Below are 20,210 nucleotides of genomic sequence, written 5' to 3'. Positions count from 1 at the left end.
TGCGGGCGGTGCACAGCGTCCGGGGAGATCCCCCGACGTGCTCCCGGACCGCCGCCGGTCCGCCCCGCCACATAACCCGTGACGACAGCGCCGGAGAACCGGCACTCACGCGGCGGATGGTCGGCTTCGTGCAGCCCGGGCGCCGGGCACGCGACCACCGGCACGCTGCTCCGCACTGACGGCACATCCACGATTCGCCGCACGGGTCCGTCGTCCGGCACGGTCACTCCGACCGGGACACCCGCTCGGGCGCACTCGTCGGCGGTCGCCGCGTCCAGCTCACCGTGCGCGACGAGGAGCAGACCGTCATCGGTCGGGATGCCTTCCATGCCGTTCTGACAGAACATGCGCACCTCCGGCGGCCGGGTATCGGCACGAGACCGCACAGTCGAGCCTGGCAGTCGATACCGGCCGTGTCAGCGCGACAGACGAAGTCCCCCGGGGCATCGGTCCGAAAAGCGAAACGCCGTGACCTCCCGCACGATCACTCTCTGGGGATGCGGTGGTGGACGGTCAGCAGGATGTGGTCGAACGCGGCGACCAGGTCCGGCGGTGGCGGCGGCACCTGAGGGAGTTCCGCGATCAGCTGCTGTGCGAGCGCCCGCAACTTGGTGTTGGTTTCCTGCGATCGCCAGCGCAGGACCTGGAACGCTTGCTCGGCACTGATCTGGTAGACGCGCATGAGCACTCCCTTGGCCTGCTCGATCACCGCGCGATTCTCATACAGCCCGGGCAGAGTCGCGGCGAGCATGGCCTGGTGCGCCTCGGCCAGGGTGTCGGACAGGTCGACGTAGAAGCCCGCGGTGCCGACCGCGGTGCCTCGGTCGTCGAGAATCCGATCGGCGACGACGAGCACGGTGTGTTCCTGGCCGGACAGGTCGATGAACCGGTGCCTGCTCGAAAAAGCCTCGCCGTGATCAATGGCACGCGTGATGGTCTCGGCGACGTGCGTGCGGTCGTCTGGGTGCTTGTGCGCGAGCAGCAGCTGTGTGGTCGGTTCGATCTCACCGGGCTGGTAGCCGTGCATGCGGTAGACCTCGGCAGACCACTCCCAACGGCGGGTGGCGAACCAGAACCGGAAGCTTCCGACAGTAGGTTGCTCGGATGGTGCTGAATCGGCAGCGGTCATGGTGGACGTGCAGGGCTGCATACGGTGGATCATGGATGCAAGGCCTCTCCGAGGGACAAGGGGCGCACGGCCCAACGCGACCCGCGGGCCGTCTTCCCTCGGCGGGGTCACGCGGGCGCGGGCGCGTTCGGCCGACAATCCGCTGTTGACTCAACGGCCGGCGCACGCGCACATCAGTGGCGACTGCCGGTGACCTACGACCCAGTATGTCATCCGCGCCGGGTCCAGGCGTGACGAGGCTCGGCGGCTATCCGAAAAACGAAGCGCGGGCCGGTTTCCATGCGCGCGCGGTGATCTTCTGGCAAGCGACCGTTTCGTGGCGGACGACCGTGGCGCGTGACCGGTGCGGCCGTCCCTCCGAATCATCTCGGGCACAGTCCGACTCACGTCCCGCGCCACCGCTCGCCGTCGCGAGACGCGGTGACACGGAGGGTTTCGCTGAGGCGAGCTCGAGCGCCGGCGCTGATTACGTCCACGCACTGGGCTCCGCGGTGGTCGCTCCCGGAATCATGGCCGGTGCCGATTCCGTGAACGCGGCGGCGGCGCCGGAGGCGACGAACTCGGCCGCCGCCAGCACCGCACGGCGCACCGCCCGCTCCGGTCCGCTACCCGAGCCCACCTGGGCTGTCGCGGCGACGGCGAAGCTGTCGCCCGCTCCGCAGGCGTCACTGCCGCCGGGCGCCTTGGCCGCGGCCGGAAGCGGGATGCGCAAACGTTTGCCGGACGCCCGCAGGCAGACCAGGGCGCCCTCCGGGCCGAGGGTCACCGCGATGGCGTCGACCGCCCACCCTTTGACGAGTTTCCACAGGTCAGGTCCGTCGTCGAGCCGACCGGACAACAGGGCGAGCGCTTCCGCGCGATTCGGCGTGACCAGTGCCGCGCCGGGGATCGGCACGGGTCCGCGCGGGTGGGGATCCCAGACGACCGGAACGTGGCGGGCCTGGGTACGCAGCAGCGCACGGATCTGCGGGTGAGCCGCGATACCGTGACCGTAGTCCGACACCAGCACCGCCTGCGCCGACGCCAGCACGGCGTGCGCCTCCTCCGGCAGCGGGTCGGCGCCTGCTCGTCCGGTGCCGGAATCGATTCTGGTGATCAGAATGGGCCGCCGCGGTTCCTTGGCGCGGGTGTGCCCGTTCGAGCGGGCCCAGGGGCCGATCGCGCGCACTCGCTGCTTGCAGATCGTCGAACCATGAAGGGGCAGCGCGATGACCCGCACGTGTCCGTCCAGCAACCCGCGCAGCCGGGCACCCGCTTCATCGGCGGCGAAGCCTGCGATCAGGACGACTTCCCGGTCACCGGCCGCCGCCAGCCGGGCCGCCAGTCCCGCGCCACCTGGTCGGAACGCCCGGTGCGCGACGTCGACGACCGGGGCCGCCGCCTCCGCACTGCATCGGTCGGCGCGACCGTCGACGTCGATGTCGAGCAGCGCGTCCCCGATCACGACGAGCGGACCGCCCGCGGCCATCACTCCCGCTCCAGCGCGGCTTCCAACGCCGTGCACAGCCCGTGCACCAGCACCAGGTGCGTCTCCTGCACCGTCGCGACGGTATCGGCCTCGATGCTGAGAGCGTCGTCGCCCGGCAACGCCAGCGGGTTCGGCGGCTTCGACATGACCCCGGGCACCTCGGCGGCGTGGGCGTCGGCCGACGGGCCGGCGTGCTCGGATACCGTGGGGACCTTCACCGCAGGCTCCGTTCGCCGAGGACGACTGGATCACACGCGCAGTACCGATCCGGGCCGCACACCGAAGCCCGCACGTGCTGACATGCCCCACTCGACCGCGCCGAAACATCCGTGCTCCGATGCCCGCACCGTTTGTGCGCCCCGACCCCGGGTAGAACGACGACATTCGTTCCGGCTCATCGGATACGCAGGAGGTCGCATGGGACACGCCGGCGGCGCGATCACTCGCACGGGACTCGTCCCGTCGCGTCCGGCGCTCGGGCCGCTCGGCGAGGTCTTCCCCGGGGTGCGGCGCATCGCGGTGCTGCGCGGCGGCGGTCTCGGCGATCTGCTGTTCGCCTTCCCCGCGATCCACGCGCTGGCGGCGACGTATCCCGCCGCTCGGATCGTTCTGCTCGGTACGGCCGAACACGCCGAACTGCTCGGCGATCGGGCGGGCCCCATCGACCGTGTGGTGGTCGTCGATGAACAAGGCGATGTCGACGGGGAAGTCCGCGCCGAGCTGGGGCCGATCGATCTGGGTGTGCAGCTACACGGCGGTGGCGCATGGTCGAACCCGTTCCTGACCAGCCTGCGCCCGCGCTGGACAGTGGGTTCGCGTGCCGCGGGCGCGCCCGCCCTGACCCGTACACTGCCGTTCCGCTACTACCAGCACGAGACCTTGCGAGCCCTCGAAGTCGTCGGCCTGGCCGGTGCGGCGCCCGTGATGCTCGAAGCGCACCTCGAGCCGACGCCGGCGGATCGGTCCGCCGCCGGGCCCGTCCTCCGCGATCTGCGCGGCCCGATCGCGGCCATCCATCCCGGCGCCCGGGACCCCCGCCGACGCTGGCCCACCGAACGCTTCGCCGACGTCGCCACGCACTGTCTCGACCGGGGCGTCGCGGTTGTTCTCTTGGGCTCGGAGTCCGATCGCGAACTCGTCGATGGCCTCCGTTCGCGTATCGGCGCACACCCGCTCGACCACCGGATCCGTACGCTGATCGGCGCGCCGCTGCCCGCGCTGTGCGGTGTTCTGGCCCGCATCGGCGTCTTCGTCGGGAACGACAGCGGTCCGCGGCATCTGGCCAGGGCGTTCGGCATCCCGACCGTGGGAATCTTCTGGATCGGCAACGTGATCAACGCCGGGCCCCTGGGTCGCGCCCGTGACCGAGTGCTGATGTCGTGGACCACGACCTGCCCGGTTTGCCACCACGACTGCACCGACGAGGAACTTCCCCGCTGCCCGCACGACGTCTCGTTCGTCGCCGACGTACGGACCGATGACGTCTGCCGCGATATCGATGAGCTGCTCGAACACACTTGACGCATGCGCACGCGGTCGCGCGGCCACCGCAGTTCAGTTCGACCTCGCGCAGTCGCGAATCCGCGTCCGGGTGCCGTGCCCTCGTTCGGCCGACGTCCCGATCATCACCGAGCGGATCAGCACCGGCCGGGTGCGTACGGGCGCCGCGTGTACGGACGCACGCTCGCCGCTTCGGGCCCCCGGTCGGTGATGGTGGTGGTGAAGACGACGGTCTGGCCGGGAATGAGTGTCTTGTATCCGCGTGTGTCGATGGCACGGAAGTCGACGAACACGGCGCTCGTGCGGTCGTCGGGTTCGAGATAGCCGAACCCTTTCTCGGTGTTGAACCAAGCGACGGTGCCATGGCGCCATTCGGTGGAGGTGGCGGGGACGAGGGTGTCGCGACGCGGGCGGTGCGGCCGGAACCGGCTGGGGGCATGCGTTGTAGTCGTCATGAGAAGGCGTGGCAGCGAGATCGGGTCAGTAGGCGAGCGGGTATTCGTCGTCGGGCAGCGGCGTGACGAAGGCTTGTTCGAGCCGGTCGACTTCGTCGGCGTGGTCGAAGGCGTCCCGGATGCGTTCGGCCAGCGGGTTCAGTGCCGTCGTATCGATTCCGGCGTGCTCGTGCCGGTCGGCAGGCGCTTGCTGTTCGAGGTGGTCGGCGGGGCTACCGGTGGGAAATGTCGGGGTGTGCACGGTGGTCCTTCCTCCTGGCTTCGGGCCTGTCGCGGATACGGGAGCCGCGGGCCCGGACACCGCGTGCCGGGCCCGCGTCGGAAGAGAGTGACGTGACGATTTCGGTAGGTTCTCGCATCACCTGCCTTTCTTCTCACGTGCCTTTCGGGGATAAATCTGCCGAAAAGCCCTCATCCGCGCGGAGGTCCGCGCTCGCGCGGATGCGGCCGGTGCGCCGGTATGCGGCCGCGTAAGGTGGCCACCTCTGCCGACGGCCGCCGCCCCCTCGCCCCGTCGGGGGCCAGCGCCAGGCGCGGCAGCGCCGGTGGGCACCGGGCGACAGCCATTGCCGCGCAGAGGATCTCGTCCACCTCGGCGAACAGCCCGTCGAGGTCGGCGTCCAACAGCGGCAAGCCGGCGACGTCACAGCTGTCGAGGGTGCGCATAGCCCTTCACCTCCTGCCGGAACGTGCTGGGTCCTGTCGGAATCAGGCGTCGATCACCTGGTGGCCGTCGGCGCGGGCGACCTCGATCTTGCGCGGTTTGGCCCGCTCCGCGACGGGGATCCGCAACCGCAGCACCCCATCGGCGTAGTCGGCGCTGATGCGATCGCTGTCGAGCCCCTCGCCGAGGAATATCTGGCGGCTGAACACGCCACGGGTCCGCTCCGCGGCCACCATCTCGCGCCCCGATTCCAACTCCGGGCGCTGCGCGCGCACCGTGAGCACGTTGCGTTCGAGATCCAGATCCAGCGAGCCGGTATCGATGCCGGGCAGGTCGAGCTCGACCAAGAATTCCTCGCCGTCCCGCCAGGCGTCGATCGGCATGACGGCCGGGTGCGCTGCCGTGCCGAGCACCTGGTGCGTGAACCGCTCCAGATCGTGGAACGGGTCGGTCCGCATCAACATGGTCGCCACCTCCAACTCACTCCATCTTCGGGGCTCTACCAAGATAACCTGTGTCGATTCAGACAGATTTTTTGTAGCACTATCCAGACATCTGCGCAAGAGTCCGAGAGGAACAATTCGGAGACGGGCGCAGTGGGCGGCTACGACCAGCCGCGCGCACGCTGGATTCCCGCCGCGAGACAACCGGGTGCCGGAACCCTCTGTCCGTACCGCTCTCATCGGCACCAGACGAGTCCGAGACGTTTCACCCTCGCACACACCACGAGCGTGACGGGAGGGATGGAGATCGACCAGAAAGGCACCGGCGGTGCCGAAAACCTTGCGCGGCAGACGAACCGGCCACGGCCTGGATGATTTCGTGGAGCGGATGACGGGATTCGAACCCGCGACCCTCACCTTGGCAAGGTGATGCGCTACCAGCTGCGCTACATCCGCATGCGCATCGCGGAGTCCGTGATGCGACACAGAACATTAGCGGACACGCGTGGCAAAAAGCCAATCGCCGCTCATGCCCGCCGCTCCGCCCCGCGGTCGCGACGCAGGCCGAGACCGGCCGCGATCAGGCAGGCGAGGGCGACGACACCGACGAACCACGGGAACACCGTGCTCAACCCCCACGTGGTGGCCGCCCAACCGGCCAGGATGGTGGGCAGGGCCATCGCCGAATAGGCGAGCAGGTAGTACGCCGACATGGTCTCGCCGCGCTTGTGCTGCGGAACGACCTCCGACAGGTGTCGCAGCGAACCGCCGAATCCGAGGCCGAAGGTCGCGCCGAGCGCGACGCCCGCGGCGAGCACCGCCATCCAGTTGTGCGTGGCCAGCGCGGGCACCGTCAGCAGCAGTGCCAGTGCCATGCCGGTGTCGCCGAGGATCGCGGCCCATCGAGCGGGCACGCCGGTCGCGAACAATTGCGCGGTGGCGCCGGAGAGCGCGGTCGAGGCGACGACGGCGCCGCCGAAGACCAAGTTGTGGATACCGGTCTGCTGCGTGGCCAGCGACGGGTACAGCGACAACAGCACGCCCAGCACCGACCACGCGGCCATCACGCCGATGGCCGAGAACCAGAAGTCACCTCGAATTTCCTGCGGCACCGCGGGTTTCGCGATCCGGATGCGTCCCGCGCCCCGGGCCGAGTGCGGTTCGCGCAACGCGAGCACGCCGACGCCGATCGCCAGGCAGACCACGGTGATCACGACATAAGGCGTGCGCAGCGGATACGGCGCGTACTGCGCCAGCAGCGCCGAGCCCAGGATCGCCACCGCCATGCCCACGTTGAACGCGACGCCGCTGAGCTGCCCGGACCGCGCACCGCGATGCGGACGCAGATCCAGCAGCGCGGCGGCGCCCGCGACCACGGTCGAGCCCACCGCGACGCCGTGCAACGCACGCGCCAGCAGCAGCATGGGCACACTGTCGGCGAGCACGAATACCAGCAATCCGGCGACCATCGTGGCGAACGCGCCGAGCAGCACCGGCTTCCGGCCGACCACGTCGGAGATCCGCCCGGACACCAGCACCGCGCCCAAGGCGGCCACCGCGTAGACCGCGAACACGATCGTCGTGGTGAGCGGGGAGAGATGCCACTGCTTCTGATAGATGCCGTAGAGCGGTGCGGGAACGCCCGAAACTCCCAGTGCCACGCCACTGGCCGACAGAATCAGGGCGTAGGCCCAGCGCTGCGTGGTCTGCTCCTCGACGGCCACCGCCATCGTCGCTGCCATCGAAACTCCGATCAGGTAGGTTTGATAATGATCGAACCGCAATCGACCATACATCCGGTACGACGGTCATCAAACCTGAGAGTGAGCCAGATCATGCCCGATGCCCGAGGCGCGGAGCAACAGCCGCCGGTGGCCGCGCTGCCCGTGGTGCTCAGCGCGCTGCAGGACCCGGTGCGCCTGGAGATGGTGCGCCGGCTCGGCAACGCGGGAACGGCGGTCCGCTGCGGCGCGCTCTACGAGGTGATCAACAAATCGACCGCCACCCACCATTTCAAGATCCTGCGCGACGCGGGCGTGATCGAGCGGCTGATCATCGACGGCCACACCTGCCAGCGCCTGCGCATCGACGACCTCGAGTCCGCCCTGCCCGGGCTGGTGCCGACGATCATCGCGGCAGCCAACCGCGCCCACCAGGCGTGACCCGGCCGGGCGGGCGCGTTCAGCAGTTGTCGAAGCGCCACTGCCCGTCGACGAACGTCCACGTCTTCGGCTTGGTGTCGTCCTCGGCCGCACGGGCGTCGAAATTCTTGACCGTGACCGTACCCGTCGACCCGGACGTGGTGACCGTGATCTCCGCCGGCTTGGATTTCAGGTCCCGGCCGTCATAGAGCTGCGCCATGGACGCGGCGTAGTCGTCCTCGTTGAGGGTCAGCCTGCATCGCGCGGAGCGGAATCGGTACGCGGCGGCGTAGTCGTGGCTCGCCAGCGCCTCGGTCATCTTCGTGGCTTCCGCGCGCAGCGCGGCCGCCGTCGGCTCCCCCGGCTTGCCCGCATCCGCGTCCGTTCCGCCGCACCCGGCCAGCACAAGGACAGGCATCGACACCGCGCCCAGCACGGACAGGGCACGACTCGTTCGGTTCATCTCGACTCCTTGCCAGAGATCGCCGGATCCGACGCCCGGACAATCGAGTTCAGCGCCCTCCGGCGGGGAATCGACGGCCGGGCGGCCGAAACAGTATCGCGGCAACGGATCCTCCGCCAAGCCGCGGTCCCTCGCTCACGCCGAGCTCAGCTCGGCACCAGCCGCCGGACAGCGGCGGGCAGATCCCGGGTGCGCCTGTACGGTCCGGCGACCGAGGCGGCGAACGGCCGCGCCAGCAGCGTGCGCGCGACGGCGGACACTTCGTCCGTGGTGACGGCGTCGATGCGCGTCAACGTCTCCGACACGCTGCGATGGTTGCCGTAACTGAGTTCGCTGCGCCCCAGGCGGTTCATGCGCGAGGCGGAGTCCTCCAGACCGAGCACCAGCCCACCGCGCAACGACCCCTTGGCGCGGGCACATTCGGCGTCGGTGATGCCGTCGGCGGCCACTTCCTCCAAGACGCCGCGCGCCAGTGCCGCCACCTGGCCGAGGTTCTCCGGCTGACATCCGATGTAGACCGAGAACGCCCCGGTGTCGGCGAAGGTGTCGACGCTGGAGTACACCGAGTAGGCCAGCCCGCGCTCCTCCCGGATGCGCTGGAACAGACGCGAACTCAGCCCACCGCCGACCACGGTGTTCAGCACCGACAGCGGCCAGCGCCGCTCCCCTTCGTGCCGCCCGAAGGCGCGCACACCGAAAACCAGATGCGCCTGCTCGCTGTCGCGATGGCTCCAGTGCAGCTGCGGAGTGCCGTGTGGCCGGAACCGGCCCTCGCGCCTGCGCGCGGGCGTCGCCGCGGGATCGAGCCGGTTCTCGAACGCGCGGTGCACCAATTCCACGGTGTGGTCGTGCTCCACGTTGCCCGCGACCGCCACCACCATCCGGTCCGGCCGGTAGCGCCGCAGATGGAACGACCGCAGCTGCGCGGCCCGCATGCCCTCGATGGATTCGACGGATCCGATCACCGGGCGCCCGATGGGATGGTCACCGAACAGCGCGGTCAGGAAGGAGTCGCCGACCAGGTCCTCGGGGTCGTCGTCGCGCATGGCGATCTCCTCGAGCACCACCTGCCGCTCCACGTCCACGTCCGAGGCCCGGCACAGGCCGTTGAGCACCACGTCGGAGACCATGTCGACGGCCAGGGGCAGGTCGTCGTCCAGGACGTGCGCGTAGTAGCAGGTCTGCTCCTTCGCGGTGAACGCGTTGAGTTCGCCGCCGACCGCGTCCATCGCCTCGGCGATGTCCAGGGCCGAGCGCGTCGGCGTCGCCTTGAACAGCAGGTGCTCCAGGAAGTGCGCGGCGCCCGCGACGGTCGGGCCTTCGTCGCGCGACCCGACCCCCACCCAGACGCCGATGGACGCCGAGCGCACCCCGGGCAGATGCTCGGTGACCACACGCAATCCGCCGGGTAGCACGGTGCGGCGCACTCCGCTGTCCGTGTCCATCCGCAGCTCGAGTGACGAACCCCCCTGCCCGGTGCTGAGCAGAGGGGTTGTCGTCTTCTTCTTCGTCACAGGGACAAGTACTACTCGGTCCCGGCCGAGCCCGCATCGGCCGTGTCGTCGCCGGGCTCCTCGGCGTTCTCCTCGACCGGCACGAGCGAGATCTTGCCGCGGTTGTCGATGTCGGCGATCTCCACCCGCAGCTTGTCGCCGACGTTCACCACGTCCTCGACCTTGGCCACGCGCTTGCCGTTACCCAGCTTGGAGATGTGCACCAGACCGTCGCGGCCCGGCAGCAGCGAGACGAACGCGCCGAAGGCGGTGGTCTTGACGACCGTGCCCAGGAAGCGCTCGCCGACCTTCGGCAGCTGCGGGTTGGCGATGGCGTTGATCGCGTCGATCGCGGCCTGCGCCGACGGGCCGTCGGTCGCCCCGACGAACACGGTGCCGTCGTCCTCGATGGAGATGTTGGCGCCGGTGTCCTCGGTGATCTGGTTGATCACCTTGCCCTTGGGGCCGATCACCTCGCCGATCTTGTCGACCGGGATCTTGATCGCGGTGACGCGCGGCGCGTACGGGCTCATCTCGTCCGGGGTGGCGATGGCCTCGGCCATCACGTCCAGGATCGTGGTGCGCGCGTCGTGGGCCTGGCTCAGCGCACCGGCCAGCACCTGCGAGGGGATGCCGTCCAGCTTGGTGTCCAGCTGCAACGCGGTGACGAACTCGCGGGTGCCCGCGACCTTGAAGTCCATGTCGCCGAAGGCGTCCTCGGCGCCGAGGATGTCGGTCAGCGCGACGTAGCGGACCTCGTCCTCACCCTGGTCGTTGGTGATGGTGTCCGAGACCAGGCCCATCGCGATACCGGCCACCGGCGCCTTCAGCGGCACACCCGCGTTCAGCAGCGACAGGGTGGAGGCGCACACCGAGCCCATCGAAGTGGAGCCGTTGGAACCCAGCGCCTCCGAGACCTGACGGATGGCGTAGGGGAACTCCTCCTGGCTGGGCAGCACCGGGATCAGCGCCCGCTCGGCCAGCGCGCCGTGGCCGATCTCGCGGCGCTTCGGCGAGCCCACCCGGCCGGTCTCGCCGGTGGAGAACGGCGGGAAGTTGTAGTGGTGCATGTAGCGCTTGCTGGTCTCCGGGCCGAGCGAGTCGACCTGCTGGGCCATCTTCACCATGTCCAGGGTGGTGACGCCGAGGATCTGGGTCTCGCCGCGCTCGAACAGCGCCGAGCCGTGCGCCCGGGGCACCACGGCGACCTCGGCGGACAGCGCGCGGATGTCGGCTAGGCCGCGGCCGTCGATGCGGAAGCCGTCGGACAGGATGCGCTGACGCACCAGCTTCTTGGTCACCGAGCGGAACGCCGCGCCCAGTTCCTTCTCGCGTCCGGTGAAGTCGTCGGCCAGCCGCTCCAGCACGGCGAGCTTGATCTCGTCGATCTTCTCCTCGCGCTCCTGCTTGCCGGAGATGCTCAGCGCCTCGCCCAGTTCGCGCTTGGCGGTGCCCTCGACGGCCTCGTACACGTCCTGGCCGTAGGGCGGGAAGAGCGGGAACTCCTCGGTGGGCTTGGCGGCCAGTTCGGCCAGGTCCTGCTGCGCGCGGCACAGGCGGGCGATGAACGGCTTGGCGGCCTCGAGCCCCTCGGCGACGACGGCCTCGGTCGGCGCCTGCGCACCACCGTCGATCAGGCTGATGACGTTCTCCGTGGCCTCCGCCTCGACCATCATGATCGCGACGTCGCCGGAGTCGACCACGCGGCCCGCGACGACCATGTCGAAGACGGCGCCCTCGAGCTGCTCGGTGGTCGGGAAGGCGACCCACTGGCCATCGATCAGCGCGACGCGCACGCCGCCGACCGGGCCGGAGAACGGCAGGCCCGCGAACTGGGTGGACGCGGACGCGGCGTTGATCGCCACCACGTCGTAGAGGTCCTTCGGGTCCAGGCTCAGCACGGTGACCACGACCTGGATCTCGTTGCGCAGGCCGTCGACGAAGGACGGGCGCAGCGGCCGGTCGATCAGGCGGCAGGTCAGGATCGCGTCGGTGGAGGGGCGGCCCTCCCGGCGGAAGAACGATCCGGGGATGCGGCCCGCGGCGTACATCCGCTCCTCGACGTCGACCGTGAGCGGGAAGAAGTCGAACTGGTCCTTGGGCTGCTTGCCCGCCGTGGTGGCCGACAGCAGCATGGTCTCGTCGTCCAGGTAGGCGACGACCGAACCGGCGGCCTGCCGGGCGAGGCGTCCGGTCTCGAACCGGATGGTGCGGGTGCCGTAGCTGCCGTTGTCGATCAGCGCGACGGATTCGAACACACCCGGCTCGACCTCGACGGCCGTGCTCTTGCGTTCAGTTGTCTCGGTCATTCTTCTCTCTCAACCTCTCGTCTTCGCCGGCTCGAGCGCTCGCTGGCGCGATCCGGCTGTCGTCAGCCGTACCGGGTACGGACGCGCGGCAACCCTCCTGGCTGCGGCGCGCACACCCGGCCGAATCCCCTTGGACACGGCGACGCGGAGGCGGTCATCGATCGAAGCCCGACGGCGCCAACTCGCTGCCGATAGGCCACTACCGAAGACCGACGCCACGCGGGCGGGTGCATACGGCTGTGCAATGTTGTCGTGCGACGGGGGCGCGATCCACCCCTATACACATATGCCAACGGTGCGATTGTACGTCGCACCCTCAGCTGAACCAGCGACCGCCCGGAACACCCCCGTGTCGGACCGCCGCCTACCACTCCCACCGCACCGCGGCGGGTCTGCGAATACCCGCATCGACGTCGATACAAGCCCCGGCCCGCCGCCCATCGAGGCTGCTACGGCAAGGCTCACAAGATCAACTCGCGGGTGTCGACGACCGGGCACAGTGTAGGAGAACTCGTTCTCGCGCCGCGCGGAACCACCGATCCCGCAGCTCCCCCGGATGGCACGCGACAGACCACGCGGTCACATCCCCACGGGCCAACTCGCGTTTCAGCGAAGCGAGACCGAGCAGTGCCGGTGGCGCGCCCGGCTCGCGTCCGAGCGGTCACTCGGACGCGAGCCGTCGATGGCCGCGAACACGCGGCCCCACAAATTACCGCCGCAGCCCGAGCCGCTCGATCAGCGCACGGTAGCGGTTGATGTCCTTGTCCTGCAGGTACTTCGACAGCCGCTTGCGACGACCGATCAGCGCCATCAGGCCGTGGCGGGTGTGGTGGTCGTGCTTGTGCTTCTTCAGGTGCTCGGTGATGTCGGCGATGCGCTTGGACAGCAGCGCGATCTGCGCCTCCGGCGAACCGGTGTCCTTCTCGTGCAGGCCGTACTCGGCGAGAATCGCCGACTTCTGCTCGGTGGTCAGCGCCATGGGGCATCCACTCCTGTTTCTCAGTTCCGCGCTCGAATGTCCGGTCACCCGGGTGCGGGCGCCACCGCGGACCGCAGCAAACCCGATCGACCACCCTACCGGACCGGCAGCTTCCCGCCGAAATCGCGGGGCGGCCGACCTGGGATCCGGCTCCGGTCGCACCACCCGGTGCGGCAGGGTCATTACCTCCCGAGTAATCGACTCGCCGCGCTCCGGCTGCGAATCTTCTTCTCGTACCGCCGAATACGAGGAGACGACGATGCCCTACCTGGAGACGACCGACGGCACCCGCCTGGCCTACGAGGACTACGGAACCGGCGCACCGATCGTGTTCCTGGCCGGGTGGGCGCTCAACGCGGAGATGTGGGAGTACCAAGTCCCCTTCTTCGTCGAGCGGGGTTACCGCTGCGTGCTGCTGGACCGGCGCGGGCACGGCCGCTCGGACCGGGCGTCGACCGGATACGACTTGGATACCCGCGCCGACGACGTGGCCGAGTTGATCGAACGACTGGATCTGCGCGACCTCACCCTGGTCGCCCACTCCGCGGGCGGCGCGGAGGTCGCCCGCTACCTGGCCAGGCACGGCACCACACGGGTCGCGCGCATCGCGCTGTTCGCCACGACACTGCCTTTCCTGCGGCAGACCGAGGACAACCCCGAGGGCCTCCCGGAAGAACTGAGCCTGGCGTCGATCGCGCAATGGCGCACCGACCGGCCCAAGTGGTTCGCCGATCGCGCGCAGGGATATTTCGCCACGCATCTGGGCAACGACGTCTCCCCCGCGCTGATCGAGCACGAGATGCGTCGTTGCCTGTCCGCTTCGCCGTGGGCCACCATCGCGGTCTGGGAATCCACCTTCCCGTCCGACCACCGCGAGGTGCTGCGGACTCTGCCCATTCCCGCCTTGGTCGTGCACGGCGTGCCGGATCAGTCCATCCCGATCGACGCCAGCAGCAGGCGGACGGCGAAGCTCGTTCCGGACTGCGTCTACAAGGAGTACCCGACCGCCGGGCACGGCTTGTACGTCACGCATGCCGAGCAGCTCAACAACGACCTGCTCGAGTTCATGAAGTCCTGACGCTTACCCGGCGTCGACGGCGGTGAGGATCTTGCGGGCGGTCTCCACGTCGCGGCCCATGGACTCGACGAGCTCGTCCACCGACTCGAATTTGCGCTGGCCCCGGATGTGCTCGACGAAGTCCACCGCGACGTGCTGCCCGTAGAGGTCGGCCTCGCCGTCGAGCACGTACGCCTCGACGGTGCGGGCGCGACCGGAGAAGGTGGGGTTGGTGCCCACCGAGATGGCGGCCATGGCCCGCTCGCCCGGAGTGACGGTGCCGATGGTGGGACCGGGGCCGAGCACGGTGAACCATCCGGCATACACGCCGTCGGCCGGAATCGCGGCGTGCATCGGCGGCGCCACGTTCGCGGTCGGGAAACCGAGTTGCTTGCCGCGCCCGTCACCGTGCACGACGACGCCTTCCACCCGGTGCGGGCGCCCCAGCGCCTCGGCCGCGGCCGCCATGTCCCCCGCGTCGACGCACGAGCGGATGTAGGTCGAGGAGAAGGTCACGGCGTGTTCGCCGAGCAGCGTCACGCCGTCGACCTCGAAGCCGAAGCGCTTGCCGAGTTCGCGCATCGTCTCGACCGTGCCCGTGGCCTTCTTGCCGAAGGTGAAGTTGTCGCCGACCACCACCTCGACCACGTGCAACCGCTCTACCAGCAGGTCGTGGACATAGCTCGCGGGAGTCAGCTTCATGAACTCGTGGGTGAACGGCATCACGCAGAACACGTCCACGCCCAGTTCCTCGGCCAGTTCGGCCCGGCGGGTGAGGGTGGTCAATTGCGCGGGGTGGGAGCCGGGGCGGACCACCTCCATCGGGTGCGGATCGAACGTCATCAGCACCGCGGGCACGCCGCGCGCGGCGGCCGACTTCACGGCCCGGCTGATCAGCTGCGCGTGGCCGCGGTGCACACCGTCGAACACACCGATCGTGAGGACACAGCGCCCCCAGTCCGCGGGCACCTCGTCGAGACTTCGCCATCTCTGCACAGTGCGCAGCCTACGCAAATCAGGTAGCGAACAGTATTCGGGCGTGCTGATCTCACACAACACTTCCGGGTGCCGTGCGCCGGTGACAGGGCTTCGAGCCGTGCCGAGGCCCGCGGGGCCGGTAGGCCACACGCCACCAGGCCGGATCCGACGCGGACGCCGTCCGCCCGCTCGAGCCGCGCGGAGCGGCCGGGCGTGATCCGCGCCCGAGCCGCATGCCGCCGCAGGTGGTGCTCCCCCGGCATAGCCGGGAGGTGGCCCGGCTCGCCGCACGCTTGCGTGCCACGGTGCCGCGACGTCGGGTTCGCCGACATCTCCGGGAAACTTCGACCGCCGGAAACTAATCGGACGTATTCGCGAAAGAGCCGGTACATCCCCGGTTTTCCGTGGGCTCCCGGACTCGTCTCGCCATCAGCGGGAATGGTCTAGCGTCCAATTCGTCGGCGACAGAGTGCCCCGGAGTAGCCATGAAAAGTGCAGTCAAGCACGTGCGTGTGATCAAGCCGTCCGATGCGGCCGAAACAATCGGGCGGCAACGACAACGCCTCATCCCCTGCGTCACCACCGAAACGTGTGGCGCTACCGGCATCTCGGCGGGCATGGTCAACATGACCCCCGGCGCCATGTCCAAAGCGCATTATCACGCGCACAGCGAGATCGTCGTCGTCTGCCTGCGCGGGCGGGCGGCGACCCTGATCGGCCCGGAACTGACTCCGTATTTCCACGGCCCGGGCGAGTTCATCTACATCCCCGACGGCGTCGTGCACGTGGCGGTGAACCTGGACGAAACCGAGGACCTGGTCGCGGTGGAAATGCGGACCGATCCCCTGTTCAACGACGACGTGGTGCTGACGCCGGAATACGACGCCCTGGTGCCCGAAGTCGTCGCCCGCCTCCGGCGCCGCGATCCGGTCGGTTCCTGACGTGGTGCGCCTCCAGCACAGCCGCCGCGCGGCCGAGGTCGGCAGCGGCCCCATCGATGACATGTTCGCGACGCTGGCACGCCGCCCTGAGGTCGTCTCGTTCGCCGTCGGAGCGCCCGACCCCGCCCTGCTCCCTGGCGAGCTCGTCGCGACGCTCTCGCGGAACGCCATCGAGAGATACGGCAGCGCCGTCCTCCAGTACGGCATGACCCAGGGATTCGCCCCACTGCTGGACGAAGCGCGAAATCTCCTGCGCCGCCGTGATATTCAATGCACGCATGATCGCTTGCATATCTCCACCGGCGGATCCGGCGCTTTGCACAACGTGTGTTTGGCGGTGCTCGACCCGCGGGACGTGGTGCTCGTCGAAACACCGACCTACGGCCCGGCCGTCAAAGAATTCCGCAGCCACGGAGCGACCGTCGTCGCGGTGCCGTCCGACGAATTCGGCATCGTGCCGGAAGCGCTGGAGGAGGCTCTGTCCGGATACGACGCGGCATTCGTCTACCTGCTGCCCACATTCCAGAATCCGACCGGGCGGACGATGCCCGCCGAGCGGCGTGCACGAATAGCGGAGATCGCCGTCCGCCACGACACGCTGATCGTCGAGGACGACGTCTACACCGACTTGCGCTATCGCGGCGTCGCACCGCCCGCGTTGTGGTCTTTCGCGCCGGACAACTCCGTCTACATCACGTCCTTGTCGAAAACTCTCGCCCCGGCGATTCGTGTCGGAATCACCGTCATGCCCGCGGATCTGCTGAAAACCGTGCTCGCGTTGAAGCAGGGCATCGATATGCAGACATCGACCTACTGCCAGGCGATTGCCGCCGAATTCCTGGGCAGCTCGGCAGGCGCCGCGCACCTCGCCCACGTCGTCGAGTCCTACTCGGCCAAGTTGGACGCCTTGACCGCCGCGGCCGAGCGGCACCTCCCGGCCGGGTTCCGGTGGACCGAACCCGACGGCGGGATGTTCCTGTGGGTCGAGGGCCCGGCCGGTTTCGATGCCGACGCGGCACTGACGGAAGCGCTGCGACAGGGGGTCGCGTTCCTGCCCGGAAGCGCCTTCTACGCCGACGACGTCGCCGGCCACCGCAACGCGATGCGGCTGAGCTTCGCGAACGTGCCGCGCGACGACATCGACCGGGGCGTCGCGCTGCTGGGTGCCGTCTTGCGGGAGCGCCCCACGCACGCGACGACAGGCACGGCATGAGTGGTCGGGGGCCCGGAGGCGGCAGCGCAGCGTCACCACGCAGGGCCCCACTCATGCCGAAATCGGACACGGCATGAGCGGCCAGGCCCGGAGGAGGCAGCACAGCGTCACCACGCAGGGCCCCACTCATGCCGAAATCGGACACGGCATGAGCGGCCAGGCCCGGAGGAGGCAGCACAGCGTCACCACGCAGCGCCCCACTCATGCCGGAAAGGACACAGCATGAGTGAGCGGCATCCGGTGCTCGGCACGTGGGAAGTGGTCGCCGACGGCGCTCCGTTCGGCTACCACGTGATGCAGTTCCACCCGGGCGGCACGATGCTGCAGTCGAACCCCGATCACGGCAATCGCGCCACCAGTGACAGCAACGGCATGGGCAGCTGGCGAGCCGACGGCTCGCGGGTCACCGGCGCGTTCCTGGAATTCACCGTGGATCGGGCCGACCCCGACGTCGTGCGCAAGGGAATCGTCGCCTTCGAACTCGACGTGGCCGGCGACCGGTTCTCCGGATCCGCCACGGCGACGTTCTACCACCTTTCCGGTGCGCCGGTCGGCGCACCGGCCACCGCACGGCTGACCGGCGTGCGATTCGACGGCGTGGCCGCGTATCGCAGCGCGCTGGATCCTTCGGGAACCGGGTGACCCACCCGCCGCGCCCGGGCGCACACCCGGGAGTGAACGGCGAATCGCGTTTCGTTCGCGATCGGGCGACGACGGGGTCGACGATGTGTGGATCGGCACGCCAGTGCCTAAGCTCGGGGTGTGCCAGGTAAACGAGATATCGCCACTCGACGCGAGTTGGCCGACGCCCCGGCGCCGGGCGATGCGCAGGGCGGTACCGCGACGATCGCGCCGGTGCTCTCGTCGGTCGCCCAGGACTACCTCAAGGTCATCTGGACCGCGCAGGAGTGGTCGCAGGAGAAGGTGACCACCAAATTACTCGCCGAGCGGATCGGGGTGTCGGCCTCCACCGTGTCCGAAGCGGTCCGCAAACTCGCCGACCAGGGACTGGTCGAGCACGCCCGCTACGGTGCGATAGCCCTCACCCACGAGGGGCGCCGCGCCGCCGTCGCTATGGTGCGCAGGCACCGGCTCCTCGAGACGTTCCTTGTCAACGAGCTCGGTTACGGCTGGGACGAGGTGCACGACGAGGCCGAGGTGCTCGAGCACGCGGTCTCCGAGCTGCTGATGGCCCGGATCGACGCCAAACTCGGATACCCCGATCGCGATCCGCACGGCGATCCGATCCCCTCGGTGGACGGCGCGGTTCCCACTCCGCCCGCGCGCCAGCTCAGCGACTTCCACGCGGGCGAGTCCGGCCGGGTCGCGCGGATCTCCGACGCGGATCCGGACATGCTGCGCTATTTCGACTCCGTCGGCATCGCGCTGGACACCACCATCGCGGTGGTGGAACGTCGCGACTTCGCAGGCACCATCGCCATCCGCATCGGCGCGACCGAGTCCGCCACCGACCTCGGGCGCCCCGCGGCCGAGGCCATCTGGCTCACCTCCTGACGGGTCACCCCTGCCGCGCGTCGCCGCAACAAGGCCCATTCCCACGTGGGGAGACTGTGCCGCCCGGGGCGCGCATCGCGGAAGGTCGACCAGGGCCGATGTCATCGATCAGCGCGAAGCCGGGCGGCGTCGGCGGCGGTCCGGTGTGCATTTGCGCCGTCTCATCCCAACCGGCCCTGCCGGTCGTTCCGCCGCCGGCCTCCCAGTTCACCAGCCGAGCGAGCCGAAAGGCAGCATCCCGCGTGCGCGCACGGCCGGTCGAGGATGTGGACGCCGGAACCGGCGAGCGACGCCGACGATTACTTCCGGCACGACCGCGGGTAAGTGATCAGTGTGGACCGAAGCCGACGGCCGGCCCGGCGAGTGAATCGGGTCAGGCGATGTCGGCCGTGGTGGCGTTGCCGGCCAGCTCGGCCGCGCGGATGGCGATGGCGTCGCCGAGATCGGCGGTGGACTCGGTTCCGCCGAGATCCGGGGTGCGGACCTTTCCGGTGGCGAGGACGTCGCAGACCGCTCGATCGATCGCGGCGGCCGCGGCGGATTCACCGAGATGATCGAGCAACATCGCGCCCGCGAGGATCTGCGCGACCGGGTTGGCGATGCCCTGGCCCGCGATGTCGGGGGCGCTGCCGTGCACGGCCTCGAACATGGAGGGGCCGGTGCGCTCGGGATTGATGTTGCCCGAAGGCGCCAGGCCGAGCCCGCCGGTCACGGCGGCGGCCAGATCGGAGAGGATGTCGCCGAACAGGTTCGAGCCCACGATCACGTCCAGCCGGTCGGGGTGCAGCACGAGTTCGGCGGCCAGCGCGTCGACGTGCATCTGCCGCGTCCGCACCTGCGGGTATTCGGCCGCGATACGTTCGAAGACGCTGTCCCAGTACGGCATCGAATGGATGATCCCGTTCGACTTCGTCGCCGAGCACAACCGTCCGGACCGTTCGGCTGCCCGCTCGAACGCGTAGCGGATGATCCGCTCGCACCCGGTGCGAGTGAACACCGACTCCTGCAGCACGAATTCGTCGGGACGGCCCTCGTTGTGGATGCCGCCGATCCGCGAGTACTCGCCCTCGGAGTTCTCCCGCACGATGAGGATGTCCAGGTCGGCGGCGGTCCGGTCGCGCAGCGCCGACTCCGTGCCGGGCAGCAGGCGCACCGGGCGCAGGTTGACGTACTGACCGAAGGCGCGGCGCAGCGGGATCAGCAGCCCCCACAGCGAGACGTGGTCGGGCACACCGGGAAAGCCGACGGCACCGAGCAGGATGGCGTCGAAGCCGGCCAGCCGCTGCGGACCGTCGGGCGGCATCATCGCCCCCGTACGCAGATAGTTCTCGCAGGACCAGTCGAATTCGGTCCATTCCAGTCCGGGCAGCACGGCGTCGAGCACGCGCACCGCCGCCGCGGTGACGTCGACTCCGATTCCGTCACCCGGGATGGTGGCGATACGGTACCCGCTCACTGACGC

Annotated in this window: 21 protein-coding genes and 1 tRNA gene; 7 read left to right on the top strand and 15 right to left on the bottom strand. The window is 69.3% G+C overall.

Annotation, left to right across the window (positions count from 1 at the left end; translation table 11 throughout):
• Positions 1-484: 484 nt before the first annotated feature.
• The 3 genes from ABZ552_RS05495 to ABZ552_RS05485 all read right to left on the bottom strand — a co-directional run bounded on the left by ABZ552_RS05495 (position 485) and on the right by ABZ552_RS05485 (position 2,815).
• Positions 485-1,150, bottom strand: a complete 666-nt coding sequence (locus ABZ552_RS05495) for a PAS and ANTAR domain-containing protein (RefSeq protein ID WP_357435747.1) — start codon at positions 1,148-1,150, stop codon at positions 485-487.
• Between the two features lie 445 nt (positions 1,151-1,595).
• Positions 1,596-2,597 (bottom strand): PfkB family carbohydrate kinase, encoded by a 1,002-nt coding sequence (locus ABZ552_RS05490; RefSeq protein ID WP_281878685.1) that lies wholly within the window; start codon positions 2,595-2,597, stop codon positions 1,596-1,598.
• Positions 2,597-2,815, bottom strand: coding sequence for a hypothetical protein (locus ABZ552_RS05485; RefSeq protein WP_357435745.1), 219 nt, complete (start codon positions 2,813-2,815; stop codon positions 2,597-2,599). The genes ABZ552_RS05490 and ABZ552_RS05485 overlap by 1 nt, the downstream gene beginning before the upstream one ends.
• 199 nt (positions 2,816-3,014) lie before the next feature.
• Here ABZ552_RS05485 and ABZ552_RS05480 point away from each other — a divergent pair, with 199 nt between their 5' ends.
• Entirely contained in the window at positions 3,015-4,118 is a 1,104-nt protein-coding gene (locus tag ABZ552_RS05480; RefSeq protein WP_357435743.1) for a glycosyltransferase family 9 protein, read from the top strand.
• A gap of 116 nt (positions 4,119-4,234) precedes the next feature.
• Here ABZ552_RS05480 and ABZ552_RS05475 read toward each other — a convergent pair whose 3' ends face one another.
• From ABZ552_RS05475 to ABZ552_RS05450, 6 genes are all read right to left on the bottom strand, one after another.
• Entirely contained in the window at positions 4,235-4,552 is a 318-nt protein-coding gene (locus ABZ552_RS05475; RefSeq protein WP_357435741.1) for a cold shock domain-containing protein, read from the bottom strand.
• 25 nt (positions 4,553-4,577) lie between these two features.
• A complete protein-coding gene (locus tag ABZ552_RS05470) occupies positions 4,578-4,793 on the bottom strand; it encodes a hypothetical protein (protein WP_281878680.1) in 216 nt (71 codons plus the stop codon).
• Positions 4,794-4,963: 170 nt separating this feature from the next.
• Positions 4,964-5,218, bottom strand: a complete 255-nt coding sequence (locus tag ABZ552_RS05465) for a hypothetical protein (RefSeq protein ID WP_357435739.1) — start codon at positions 5,216-5,218, stop codon at positions 4,964-4,966.
• A gap of 42 nt (positions 5,219-5,260) precedes the next feature.
• The gene (locus ABZ552_RS05460) at positions 5,261-5,680 is read right to left on the bottom strand and encodes an Hsp20 family protein (protein ID WP_357435737.1); all 420 of its coding nucleotides are present in this window, start codon (positions 5,678-5,680) and stop codon (positions 5,261-5,263) included.
• 359 nt (positions 5,681-6,039) lie between these two features.
• Positions 6,040-6,115 (bottom strand) — tRNA-Gly (locus ABZ552_RS05455).
• A 71-nt stretch (positions 6,116-6,186) separates the two neighbouring features.
• On the bottom strand, positions 6,187-7,455 hold the full coding sequence (locus ABZ552_RS05450) for an MFS transporter (RefSeq protein ID WP_357435735.1): 1,269 nt from the start codon (positions 7,453-7,455) through the stop codon (positions 6,187-6,189).
• Positions 7,456-7,494: 39 nt separating this feature from the next.
• Between ABZ552_RS05450 and ABZ552_RS05445 the strand changes: the two genes are divergently transcribed.
• The gene (locus ABZ552_RS05445) at positions 7,495-7,821 is read left to right on the top strand and encodes a helix-turn-helix domain-containing protein (RefSeq protein ID WP_357436025.1); all 327 of its coding nucleotides are present in this window, start codon (positions 7,495-7,497) and stop codon (positions 7,819-7,821) included.
• A 19-nt stretch (positions 7,822-7,840) separates the two neighbouring features.
• On the opposite strand, the gene ABZ552_RS05440 is transcribed toward ABZ552_RS05445, so the two are convergent.
• From ABZ552_RS05440 to rpsO, 4 genes are all read right to left on the bottom strand, one after another.
• Positions 7,841-8,263, bottom strand: a complete 423-nt coding sequence (locus ABZ552_RS05440) for a hypothetical protein (RefSeq protein WP_281878673.1) — start codon at positions 8,261-8,263, stop codon at positions 7,841-7,843.
• Between the two features lie 146 nt (positions 8,264-8,409).
• A complete protein-coding gene (locus ABZ552_RS05435) occupies positions 8,410-9,708 on the bottom strand; it encodes a pitrilysin family protein (RefSeq protein ID WP_281917762.1) in 1,299 nt (432 codons plus the stop codon).
• 80 nt (positions 9,709-9,788) lie between these two features.
• Positions 9,789-12,065 (bottom strand): polyribonucleotide nucleotidyltransferase, encoded by a 2,277-nt coding sequence (locus ABZ552_RS05430; RefSeq protein ID WP_281878669.1) that lies wholly within the window; start codon positions 12,063-12,065, stop codon positions 9,789-9,791.
• Positions 12,066-12,774: 709 nt separating this feature from the next.
• Positions 12,775-13,044 (bottom strand): 30S ribosomal protein S15, encoded by a 270-nt coding sequence (gene rpsO, locus ABZ552_RS05425; RefSeq protein WP_281878668.1) that lies wholly within the window; start codon positions 13,042-13,044, stop codon positions 12,775-12,777.
• Between the two features lie 259 nt (positions 13,045-13,303).
• Here rpsO and ABZ552_RS05420 point away from each other — a divergent pair, with 259 nt between their 5' ends.
• Positions 13,304-14,122, top strand: coding sequence for an alpha/beta hydrolase (locus tag ABZ552_RS05420; protein ID WP_281878667.1), 819 nt, complete (start codon positions 13,304-13,306; stop codon positions 14,120-14,122).
• A 3-nt stretch (positions 14,123-14,125) separates the two neighbouring features.
• Here ABZ552_RS05420 and ABZ552_RS05415 read toward each other — a convergent pair whose 3' ends face one another.
• A complete protein-coding gene (locus ABZ552_RS05415; protein WP_159839093.1) occupies positions 14,126-15,097 on the bottom strand; it encodes a bifunctional riboflavin kinase/FAD synthetase in 972 nt (323 codons plus the stop codon).
• A 467-nt stretch (positions 15,098-15,564) separates the two neighbouring features.
• Between ABZ552_RS05415 and ABZ552_RS05410 the strand changes: the two genes are divergently transcribed.
• The 4 genes from ABZ552_RS05410 to ABZ552_RS05395 all read left to right on the top strand — a co-directional run bounded on the left by ABZ552_RS05410 (position 15,565) and on the right by ABZ552_RS05395 (position 18,748).
• Positions 15,565-16,020 (top strand): cupin domain-containing protein, encoded by a 456-nt coding sequence (locus ABZ552_RS05410; RefSeq protein ID WP_281878666.1) that lies wholly within the window; start codon positions 15,565-15,567, stop codon positions 16,018-16,020.
• 1 nt (position 16,021) lies between these two features.
• Positions 16,022-17,233, top strand: a complete 1,212-nt coding sequence (locus tag ABZ552_RS05405; protein ID WP_357435730.1) for a PLP-dependent aminotransferase family protein — start codon at positions 16,022-16,024, stop codon at positions 17,231-17,233.
• A gap of 222 nt (positions 17,234-17,455) precedes the next feature.
• On the top strand, positions 17,456-17,875 hold the full coding sequence (locus tag ABZ552_RS05400) for a hypothetical protein (RefSeq protein ID WP_281917759.1): 420 nt from the start codon (positions 17,456-17,458) through the stop codon (positions 17,873-17,875).
• A 204-nt stretch (positions 17,876-18,079) separates the two neighbouring features.
• Positions 18,080-18,748, top strand: a complete 669-nt coding sequence (locus ABZ552_RS05395; RefSeq protein ID WP_281880842.1) for a metal-dependent transcriptional regulator — start codon at positions 18,080-18,082, stop codon at positions 18,746-18,748.
• 373 nt (positions 18,749-19,121) lie between these two features.
• On the opposite strand, the gene ABZ552_RS05390 is transcribed toward ABZ552_RS05395, so the two are convergent.
• Positions 19,122-20,204, bottom strand: a complete 1,083-nt coding sequence (locus ABZ552_RS05390) for a tartrate dehydrogenase (RefSeq protein ID WP_350356370.1) — start codon at positions 20,202-20,204, stop codon at positions 19,122-19,124.
• Positions 20,205-20,210 lie beyond the last annotated feature (6 nt).

Source organism: Nocardia sp. NPDC019219, assembly GCF_040632645.1.
Taxonomy (GTDB): domain Bacteria; phylum Actinomycetota; class Actinomycetes; order Mycobacteriales; family Mycobacteriaceae; genus Nocardia; species Nocardia sputorum.
The sequence above is the reverse complement of the archived record's forward strand: the minus strand, read 5'-3'. Positions and strand labels throughout refer to the sequence as shown.